The organism is Myceligenerans salitolerans (genome assembly GCF_017349295.1).
In the GTDB taxonomy this organism is placed as follows: Bacteria; Actinomycetota; Actinomycetes; order Actinomycetales; family Cellulomonadaceae; genus Myceligenerans; species Myceligenerans salitolerans.
The window spans coordinates 19,965-29,722 of the sequence record NZ_JAFMPK010000042.1; the positions used below are offsets into that span (position 1 = coordinate 19,965).

General features: G+C 70.6%; 12 protein-coding genes. 10 read left to right on the top strand and 2 right to left on the bottom strand.

The features are described 5' to 3' along the window. Window positions 1-128 precede the first annotated feature (128 nt). Together J0911_RS10400 and J0911_RS10405 are read left to right on the top strand one after the other, a co-directional pair. Window positions 129-512: a hypothetical protein gene (locus tag J0911_RS10400; protein WP_207275399.1), complete on the top strand. Its 384-nt coding sequence runs from the start codon at window positions 129-131 to the stop codon at window positions 510-512. Beyond that, window positions 509-1,987 (top strand): multicopper oxidase family protein, encoded by a 1,479-nt coding sequence (locus tag J0911_RS10405; protein ID WP_207275400.1) that lies wholly within the window; start codon window positions 509-511, stop codon window positions 1,985-1,987. Before J0911_RS10400 ends, J0911_RS10405 begins: the two co-directional genes overlap by 4 nt. 539 nt (window positions 1,988-2,526) lie before the next feature. Here the strand turns inward: J0911_RS10405 and J0911_RS10410 are convergent. Continuing rightward, window positions 2,527-3,033, bottom strand: a complete 507-nt coding sequence (locus J0911_RS10410; RefSeq protein WP_207275401.1) for a GNAT family N-acetyltransferase — start codon at window positions 3,031-3,033, stop codon at window positions 2,527-2,529. A 2-nt stretch (window positions 3,034-3,035) separates the two neighbouring features. Next, on the bottom strand, window positions 3,036-3,821 hold the full coding sequence (locus J0911_RS10415; RefSeq protein ID WP_242636572.1) for a GntR family transcriptional regulator: 786 nt from the start codon (window positions 3,819-3,821) through the stop codon (window positions 3,036-3,038). A 135-nt stretch (window positions 3,822-3,956) separates the two neighbouring features. On the opposite strand from J0911_RS10415, the gene J0911_RS10420 reads away from it, so the two are divergent. From J0911_RS10420 to J0911_RS10455, 8 genes are all read left to right on the top strand, one after another. Continuing rightward, window positions 3,957-4,361, top strand: a complete 405-nt coding sequence (locus J0911_RS10420) for a hypothetical protein (RefSeq protein WP_207275402.1) — start codon at window positions 3,957-3,959, stop codon at window positions 4,359-4,361. A gap of 79 nt (window positions 4,362-4,440) precedes the next feature. Next, on the top strand, window positions 4,441-4,782 hold the full coding sequence (locus J0911_RS10425; protein WP_207275403.1) for a hypothetical protein: 342 nt from the start codon (window positions 4,441-4,443) through the stop codon (window positions 4,780-4,782). Continuing rightward, window positions 4,782-5,078, top strand: coding sequence for a hypothetical protein (locus J0911_RS10430; RefSeq protein WP_207275404.1), 297 nt, complete (start codon window positions 4,782-4,784; stop codon window positions 5,076-5,078). The genes J0911_RS10425 and J0911_RS10430 overlap by 1 nt, the downstream gene beginning before the upstream one ends. Then, window positions 5,075-6,853: an FtsK/SpoIIIE domain-containing protein gene (locus tag J0911_RS21095; RefSeq protein WP_207275405.1), complete on the top strand. Its 1,779-nt coding sequence runs from the start codon at window positions 5,075-5,077 to the stop codon at window positions 6,851-6,853. Before J0911_RS10430 ends, J0911_RS21095 begins: the two co-directional genes overlap by 4 nt. Continuing rightward, window positions 6,850-7,572 (top strand): DUF2637 domain-containing protein, encoded by a 723-nt coding sequence (locus tag J0911_RS10440; RefSeq protein WP_207275406.1) that lies wholly within the window; start codon window positions 6,850-6,852, stop codon window positions 7,570-7,572. Before J0911_RS21095 ends, J0911_RS10440 begins: the two co-directional genes overlap by 4 nt. Before the next feature lie 131 nt (window positions 7,573-7,703). Next, window positions 7,704-7,895, top strand: a complete 192-nt coding sequence (locus tag J0911_RS10445) for a hypothetical protein (RefSeq protein WP_207275407.1) — start codon at window positions 7,704-7,706, stop codon at window positions 7,893-7,895. 35 nt (window positions 7,896-7,930) lie between these two features. After that, window positions 7,931-9,526, top strand: a complete 1,596-nt coding sequence (locus J0911_RS10450; RefSeq protein WP_207275408.1) for a replication initiator — start codon at window positions 7,931-7,933, stop codon at window positions 9,524-9,526. Between the two features lie 14 nt (window positions 9,527-9,540). Continuing rightward, window positions 9,541-9,758 (top strand): helix-turn-helix transcriptional regulator (locus J0911_RS10455; protein WP_207275324.1); only part of this gene is annotated, 218 nt, incomplete at its 3' end.

A 9,758-nucleotide genomic window follows, 5' to 3' on the forward strand; every position in this document is an offset into this window, starting at 1 on the left:
AGGGGTGATCGGGCGACGGACGGCCGCTCCTGTCGCCTGCGGGCGACATCCGTGGTCGCCCGGCGGCGAGGGCGGGTGACGCCTGGGGGGCGATGTGGCGCCGATGGCCGGCGGGCGATGGTCGGGGCATGACCTCACAAGAACCTGAGCACATCCAGTGGCCGCTGATCGGCGGTCTCGCGTCCATGGCCCTGCTGTGGCCCCTGACGGCGCTGACCGGGGTCGGCTCCGGTGCACCACGCGCGCTGACGATCGTGGGCATCACCGCGGCGGTGTGGATCGGCGTGGTCGGGTTCGGCCGCGTCTCCCGCCCGGTGCTGACCCTCACCCTGACCGGGCTCGCCTTCGGCGTCCTGACATTTCTCCTCTCCCTGCTGTTCTCCGGTGTCGGGGGCGGGCCCGGCGGGGCGTCGTGGACGGCGCTGCCCGCGCTGGCCATGGACGCGTTCTGGGGCTTCCTGGCCGGGCTGGTCGCGCTGGGCGTCCAGAGGGCCCGCGGGAACGCTCGATGACGGGCCGTGGCGTACGCGCGGCCACCGCGGTGCTCGGCGTCGCACTGGCCGTGTCCGGGTGCGGCGCGATCGGCGGGTCGGTGACACCGGTGCGCGAGGTGGAGTTCGACTCCGAGCTCGCGATCCCGCCGCTCGCCGAGTCGTCCGTCGTCGACGGCGTCCGCACGTTCGACCTCACCGCCCGCTCCGGCACCCGTGAGTTCCTGCCCGGCGTGGAGACACCCACCTGGGGGTTCGACGGCCCGTACCTCGGGCCCACCCTGCGGGCCGAACGCGGCGAACGGGTCGCGGTGCGGGTCACGAACGAGCTCGACGAGGCCACGAGCGTGCACTGGCACGGCATGCACCTGCCCGCCGCGATGGACGGCGGGCCGCACCAGCCGGTCGCGCCGGGCGGGACGTGGGAGCCCACCTGGCGGATCGACCAGCCGGCGGCGACCCTCTGGTACCACCCGCACCCGCACGGTGCGACGGAGGAGCACGTCTACCGGGGCCTGGCGGGCCTGTTCCTGCTGGACGACGACGCCTCGCGCGCCGCCGAACTGCCGTCGGAGTACGGGGTGGACGACGTGCCCGTGGTCGTGCAGGACAAGGCGTTCGACGACGACGGCCGGCTGGAGCTGAGACATGACGGCGCCGAGCCGGGCATGCTCGGTGACACCGTCATGACCAACGGGACCGTGGGTGCCTATCACGAGGTCACGACCGAGCGGGTACGGCTACGGCTGCTGAACGGCTCGACGGCGCGGACCTACGCGTTCGGGTTCGCCGACCGGTCCTTCGACCTGGTGGCGACCGACGGCGGTCTGCTCGACGCACCCGTACGGCTCGACGAGGTGCGCCTCGCGCCGGGCGAGCGCGCCGAGGTCGTCGTCGCGCTCGAGCCGGGCGAGGTCACGCGACTGCGGTCGGCGGAACCGGACCTGGGGGGTGTCGCCGTGCCGTCGACGATGGGCGGCAACGACGCGTTCGACGTCCTGGAGCTGCGGGCCGCGGACCGTCTCACGCCGTCGCCCGTCCCGGCCTGGGGCCGGTCGTCCCACGCCGACGACGACGAGCTGCGGGCCGAGGACGCGGCCGTGAGCCGGTCCTTCGAGCTCGCCGGACGCCAGATCAACGGCGAGCGCATGGACATGGGGCGGGTCGACGAGGTGGTCACGGCCGGCGACACGGAGGTGTGGGAGGTGCGGAACGCCAACCCGGTGCCGCACAGCTTCCACGTGCACGACGTGCAGTTCCGCGTCCTGACCGTCGACGGGCGCGAGCCGCCGCCGCAGCTCACCGGTCCGAAGGACACGGTCTACCTGGAGCCTCGCAGGACGTACCGGCTGCTGATGCGGTTCGAGGACTACACCGACGCGGAGATGCCGTACATGTACCACTGCCACATGCTGCTGCACGAGGACGAGGGGATGATGGGGCAGTTCCTCGTGGTGGAGCCGGGCGAAACCGCCTCTGACCACGTAGAACACTGATCGAGACTTGGCATCGTTTTTCGGCTTCGCTCGGCCTCTCGTGTAACGCGTGTGTAATCCGCCTGGTCGGCCGTGCGGGTCTGTGACCCGGCCATGTGTCCGGCCTCGGTGTCCCTGTCCTCCGTCGTCCGTTGGCGCGGGGCACGTCTCGGACATCGGTTCTCTCGTGCCCGCAAGGGGTCCGGCTCGACGGCGTGAGTGCGGGTGATGCAGGGGCGGTGCCGGACCCCTTGCGGGCACGAGGGGTTCGGTGTCAGGGTCCCGGTGAAGCCAACGGGCGGCGGAGGACAGGGACACCGTCCCTCGATCCTCTTGACTCCAGCAGGTGCCCGCCGGAGGCATGACGAAAGGCGACCTCGAACGTGTCGGGGTCGCCTTTGTCGTGTGCGGGGCCGGTAGGCCGTCAGGGGTGCGCGGTGGGGTGCGCGCAGGGCCGGAGGCCCGGAGCGCGGGGTCCCCGGAGCGCGGGGCCCCTGCCGGCCGGACGGCCCGCGCGCCGCCAGGCGCGCCTTGATTCCTTAGAGGTCAATTCGGCAGTGCTACGCGATCGTGTAGACGGCAGCGGGCTCAGTGAGTCCATTGCCGAAGTGGTGGGTGATGTCGGCGAGCCGTACGGCTCCGAGCCGTTCGTAGAGCCGGATTGCGGCGCTGTCCTTGGTCATCACGTCGAATGCGATAGCCAGTCCGTGAGTTCGAGCGAAGTCCGTTGCGGCTTCCATGAGCAGTCTTCCGGCACCGCTACCTCGTCGGTCGGGATCGATGAAGAGTCGGACGGGGATCGCCAGGTTTTCAACGTCACCTCCGGTCTTCTCGTGCCAGATTTGAGCGGCGTCATCCGCTGGGACCGCGCGGGTGAGAGTGATCTGTCCTACGGGTGTCTCGCGCTCCACGGCTGTCCAACTCTGCACTTCGTTGGGGTGACGGAGCCATGCCTCAGGGTCCGCCACGCCCTCAACGGGATAACCGTCCTGTGCGTGCACGCGTACGAGCACGGCTGCAAGGACCGGTATGTCGGTGTCGTGGCGGTGCCTGATGGAAACGGCCATGTTCAGTCCTCCACGGGCATGTCGTAGTCGAGGGCAGAGTAGTCGGCTCGCATCACGAAGTGGGTGGTCTCGAACGGGCGGTGTTGGTCGTCATATCCGGTGTGCCACAGGTCAATCACGGGGACGCCTGGCGGGATCTGTAGGCGGAGGGACTCGTCAGGGCTGGGCATTCGCGCGGTGATCTCCTCGCGGATGAAGGTGATCGGGTAGCCCTGTCGCTCGAACTGGCCGTAGATGCCCTCAGGGCCCATGTCTGCGGAGTTGCTGACCGGGGTTCCCTCAACGATCGACCAAGGGGCGAACGTCACGCCGAGCTGTAGCGCCTCGGCGTCCGCGTAGTACCAGTTCTCGCGGCGGACGACTTCCGTGTCGGGCGAGATCTCCAGGCGCTCGGCCACGTCTGACGGCGGGATGATGCGATCGATGGCGGCGCAGTCGACGAACGGTTCCTTGCCCTGCGCCGCTGCCTCCGCGCCGAACGGTCCGAGGTCGTTGAACGTGCGCATCGAGCGGGAGTAGCGGCGTCGCCCGAATCGCATCCATTGGGGCTTCTGCCGGACGAACGTCCCCCGGCCCCACTCCGTGATGGCAAGCCCTTCGTCAACGAGGTCACGGATGGCCCGGTCCACCGTGCCCCGCACAGCGTTGTGCTGCTCGGCCAGCTTGCGCTGTGAGGGGAGCCTGTCCCCCGGCCCGTACTTGCCCTCCGCGATGTCGCGGCGCAGCTGGGCGGCGATCTCCGTCGCCTGGGCGTATTCGGCGTGATCCTTGCGGTTCTGCGTGGTCATAGCACGACTGTAGTGACTCTGGCTCAAACCACCTTGCGAACTGGTTCAAGCCACCTCTTGACGAACTGGTTCAAGCCTGTCAAGGTTGACTCACTGGTTCAAGCCAGTGACCAACACGGACAAGGAGTGATCGAGATGGCGACGTTCGCGGTGGACAGCGGCAGGCAGCAGATGGCGGCTACGGGTGTGGTGGAGGCCGTGCCGGAGTGGGTGGAGGTGGACGGGAAGCGTCGGCCGGGTGAGAACCAGGCTCGTCACGAGGGCACGGGGCTCCCGCTGTGGGGTGTGGAGGTGCTGTACCAGACCGAGTCGTGGGGTCGGGTGTCCACGGAGACGGTGAAGGTGACGGTCCCGGCGATGACGGAGCCGGTGCCGAGCATGTTCCGGTCGATCGTGTTCGAGGGGCTGACGGCCAACGCGCGGGTGGACCGGCGTAACAACGGTCTGTCGGTGTCGTGGGAGGCGGAGGGGATCGCCTCGATCGACGGGAAGCCGGTCGACGCGACGGCGGGCGGTTCGGGCTCGAAGGCGGCTGCCTGATGGCGGCGGACCTGGCCCTGCGCGACGTGGAGGACGACTCGGCCGACCGGCCGGGCCCCGGTCTGGTCGAGGTTGCGGCATGACGCGCGCGGACACGCTCACCGTGGCGGCCGGTCTGCTGGATGAGGCGGCCGGGACGCTCGCCCAGGCTCGTGACTGCTTCGGCGTGGTCGAGCTGCCGGGCTCCCAGGCCGAGGCCGACCGTCTGGCCCGTGAAGCGGCGGACCTGAGCCAGGCCACTACCGAGGCGGCCGAGACCGCCAGAGCGACTGAAGCTCCGCGTCTGCGGATCGTGCCCGAGGGCACGCCTGGCCGGGTCTATGGCGAGGGCTATGACGGTTCGTGGTTCGACGACCGGACCGAGGCCGACCGACGCGCGGCTTTCAACAGCACTAACAACGACGGGAAGGGGCAGGGCTGATGTTCGGAGTGAAGAAGGGTGAGGCGGAGCTGAACCGGAGCCAGGTGCGGCAGGTGATGGAGAACCTGACGCAGATGCAGAAGGTGCTGCTGGAGACGCACGGGCAGCTGTTCCAGGTCAAGACGCTGGCCTCGGACGCGATGATGCTGTCCGGTAGCCGCCGTGAGTTCGACGCGCTGGTCGAGCTGATCAACGCTGCCGGTCTCGCGCTGACCGAGGTGTACGTCCCGGTGACCGAGGCTCGCGCCCGGTGGGAAGAGCGCCTGGAGCAGCACCAGGGCGGAGACGGCCGGTGAACCCCCTCGACAAGGCACGCGAGTTCCGGGCCACGGTGAACACCACTGTGGCCCGGGCTCGGGCCCGCACCCACGCCGCCACCCTGGGCCGCCCCGGCGTCCTCGGTGTCGTGCTGCGGGCCCTGGTCGCGGTCCTGGGCTTCGTCCTCGGGCGGTCGTGGATGCTCGTGCAGGCCACATTCGCGTGGGCGGGCCGCCACCTGCCCCTGTCGGTGTTCGGGCTCGTGGTCGCGGGCCTGTTGTGGCTGGGCCTGGAAGCCTCGGGCTGGCCGGGCTCGACCCTGACCGGCCCGGTCATCGTGTGGGCGCTGTTCTGGTCTCCCGGCCTCGCACTGGGCCTGTGGGCCGCCATGTTCCCGGGCTCATACCGGCGTTCGCGTCTGCGGGTCTGGTACGTGCGCCGCTGGCTCACCGGTACCCCCGCCCGGTGGGGCCGCAAGGGCTCCGAAGCTGTCGGCACGGCTGCCGGGCTCGGTGTGCGTCAACCCGACGGCGGAGTCCTCGTGCCCGGTATCAAGGTGCGGTTCGCTCCCGGCGCTGCCGTGCTGCGCCTGAACGTCGTGGTTGGGCAGACGGTCGACGACATCGTGCGCAACGCGCCCCGGATCGCCACGGCCTATGGCGCGCACGGGCACGAGCTCCGCCCCGTGAAGCCTGGCGTGGTCGACCTGGTGCTGTTCCTCATCGCGCGCCTTGCCCCGCGTACGGCGGTTATGCCGGCCGAATTCTCCGGCGCGGCCTCGGTCGGCGTTGTTCCGGCCGGTACCCGGCGTGATGGGCGGCGGCTGGACCTGGTGGTGCGCGGCCGTCACACCCTCGTCGTGGGCGCGACCGGCGCCGGGAAGGGCTCGGTCCTCTGGTCGGTCGCGGGCAACCTCGCCCCGGCCGTGCACGCGGGATACGTGCGGCTGTGGGGCGTGGACCTGAAACAGGGCATCGAGGTCGAGACCGGCCGTGCCCTGTTCGGGCAGGTCGCCTACACCGCCGAACAGGCCGTGACCGTGCTGGGAACCCTCGTACGGATCATGAACGAGCGCGGGGCCGAGATGCGGGGCGTGTCCCGCAACCACGACGCCACCCCCGACGCGCCCCTGCATGTGCTCGTGATCGACGAGTTGGCCGACCTGATGGCCTACTCCGAGTTCGAGCACAAGCGCGAGGCCGAACGGCTCCTGTCCAAGCTCCTCACCCAGGGCCGGGCGCTGGGCGTCGTCGTCCTCGGGTGTGTGCAGAACCCCCGCCAGGAGGCCCTGGGCGGCACGCGGGGTCTGTGGCCGCAGAAGATCGCCCTGCGCCTGGACTCGGAGACCGAAACGGACATGGTGCTTGGCACCGCCGCCCCGTTGGCCCCGGCCCACGACATCCCGGCCGACATCCAGCCCGGCGGCGTCTCCGCCACTGCCGGGACCGCCTACCTCGTGACCGAGGACGGCACCCCGACCCTGTGCCGCTTCGACTACTGGCCCGACCACCTCATTCACGCCGTCGCGGCCCGCTACCCCGCACCGGCCTACACCGACACCCCGGCCCCGGCTCCGGTGGCGGATGCGGCCTCCGCGTGGCTCGCCGCTGGTGGACACACGCCCGCCCTCGACGAGACCCCGGCCAACCCTCGCCAGGACGAGGACAACGAGCCCTCGACGGCTCCCGCGCCCCGGCGCAAGCGCTCCTCCCGTAAGAACCCCCGCAACCGCCGCCCGGCCGACGCGACCGCTCAGGCCGTCGACGGTTCCACGGGGAACACGCCTACGACCGAACAGGAGACAAGCTCATGACCCGCACGCCTGCCGGGCCTGTGGCCCGTATTGCGGCCGACTCCCGGCCCGTCCTCGTGTTTACCGTCGCGCTCACGGTCGCGGTGGCGCTGGCGTCGTTCGCCCTGTCGTTCGCCTCGCTGCGCGATGCCGCGACCTGGGGCCGCGTGCCCGGAACGCTCGCGTTCCTCGTCCCGGTCGTGATCGACGCCTCGGTCCTCGTCTACGGGCTGGTCGCGCTCGTGCTGCGGGCTCGGGGCCGTTCCTCGGCCTGGGCCTGGACCCTGATGCTCGGGTTCACGGTCGTGTCCATCGGCGCGAACGCCGCCCACGCCTACGACGTGCCCGAAGAGGTCAAGGTCCTTGTCGGCGTGGTCCTGGTCGCCCTCGCGCCCCTGTCGGTGCTGACCTCGACACACGCGCTGGCCTCCCTCGTGGTTGCCGACGAGCCCGTCCCGGCCGCTGAGCCGATCACCGCCCCCGAGCCGGTCTCGGTCGGTGTTGCCGAGGTCGCCCCGGCTGCCGATCCGGAGCCGGTGCCCGCGATCGCTGCGGCCTCCGAGGCCTCCACCCCGGCCGTGACGGACCCTGAGCCCGCTCCCGCGTCGGAGTCGGCTCCCGCCGTCGAGCCTGCTCCGGTGCTGGCTCCGCTGCGTTCGTCCTCGCGTCCGGCTCGCCCTCGGGTCCCTGCGATGCAGCAGGCGCTTCCGGGTCTGGAGATGTCGGGGGTGACGGCATGAACGCCGCTCGTCTGCCGGTGGGTGCTCCGCTGCCGGACTGGATGCGTCACGGCTCGTGTGTTTCGGGTCCGGAACGGCTGCTGCCGTGGATCGCTGAACCGGGGCAGGCTTCGGCTGCTGAGGTGGCTGCGATGGCTCGGGTGTGTGCTGGCTGCCCGGTCCGGCTCGCCTGTGCGGTGGATGCTCGGGGTGAGTCGGGCGGGTTCTGGGCCGGGCGGGAACGCGGAAGCCTGGAAGCCCTGGATCTGCTCGACGAGCTCGCCGCCACCGACACCGACGCGGACGCCCCTCGCCTCGACGTGTCGGGTCTGGTGGCTGTCTGATGCCCGCCCTCGTCGCGCCCGTGGTGGGTGACTCCATGGCTACCGCTGTCGCTGAGGCCAACGGGGTCTGCACTCGTCCGCTGCTGCGGGAAGTCGTGGACCAGGAGACCGGCGCAAGCACGCTCGTGCCCATCCCGTGCGGCTCGACCCGCGAGACCGTGTGCACGCCGTGTGCCATCAAGGCTCGGCGGCTGCGCATCCACCAGTGCCGCGAGGGCTGGCACCTGACCCAAGACCCGCCCGCCCGTCCGCGTTCTCTCCCGGACGCGGACCCGCACCCGCACGACCTCGACGAAGCTCGCTGGGCCGACGACGGCGGCAACCTGGCCCCCGCACGCCGCATCCGCCGCCGCACCGTCTCACGCTCTACCCGCCACCTGGAGGGCTTTCCCGACCTGCCCAAGAAGGCCATGGGGCAGGGCACCACGGGGGCGGTGTTCGTGGATGAGAAGACCGGCCGTGAGCACCGTCCCTCGATGTTCCTCACCCTGACGCTCGGCTCCTACGGCAAGATCCGTGACGGCGTGCCCGTCGACCCGGCCTCGTACGACTACCGGCGTGCCGCGCTGGACGCGCTCACGTTCTCCCGGCTGGTTGACCGGTTCTGGCAGAACATGCGCCGCTGTGCCGGATACAAGGTCCAGTACTTCGCTGCTGTGGAAGCCCAGAAGCGCCTGGCCCCCCACCTGCACGCCGCCGTGCGCGGTGCGATCCCTCGGGCGACCATCAAGGCCGTTGCCGCTGGGACCTACTTCGCCGCCTGGTGGCCTTCGGTAGACGTGGAGGTCTACACGCCCGACGACCCCGAAGGCATGCCCGTATGGGATGCGGCGCTGGGCGGCTACGTCGACCCCGGCACCGGGGAAGTCCTTCCCACCTGGGATGAGGCGACCCGCGACCTCGCGAAGCCCGCACACGTGGCAACCCTCGGGAAGCAGATCGACATCAAGGGCCTGCTGGGTGGCACCCCCGACAGTGACCGGGCGGTGCGGTACCTGTGCAAGTACCTCACCAAGTCCATCGCGGGCACCTACACGCCGGCCGAATCCCTCGACGGCGACGACGTGGTGCCAGACCCTGCCTGGGAAGCTCTCCAGGCGGCTCGCGCCGCCGACTATGAGGCACACGTAGACCGGCTCCACGCGCACACCTCCGTGCTGCCCTGCTCGCCCGAGTGTGGCAACTGGCTGCGCTACGGCGTCCAGCCCAAACACCCCACCGCTGGCCTGTCGGCTGGCTGCCTGTCGCCCGCTCACGAGCGGGACAACCTCGGCCTTGGCGGGCGGCGTGTGCTGGTCTCGCGGCAGTGGTCGGGCAAGACCCTCACCCAGCACCGGGCCGACCGCGCCGCCGTCGTACGTGAGGTCCTGCAAGCCGCGGGCATCACTCCCGAAGACGCCGACCGGCTCGCCGCGTCCAAGACGCTCCCGGACGGCACGGCCCGGTTCGTGTGGCGAGAACCCGACCACATCGCCGAGACCACCTACGTCGACGTGATCGCGGCCTCGCTCCGGCAGGCCATGACACGCCGTGCCCAGTACGACGCCGCGAAACAAGCGGCCTCGCCTCCAGGCTCGGGCCCTCCATCGGGGCCTGTGGATAACCGTTCGGCAACCGCGTACGCGGCATGAGGGAAGGGGCAGTCATGGCAGGCAAGAACTACCGGAACAAGACCAAGAACCCCCACAACAACCCGCCCGCCGTCGTCGCCATCGACGAGCTGTGGACTATCGACGAGGTCGCCGCGTTCCTCCGCGTCCCCGTCGCCACCCTCTACCGGTGGCGCACCCACAACGACGGACCCAAAGCCGCCCGCATCGGCCGACACCTGCGCTACGCCCGCGTCGACGTCATCACCTGGTT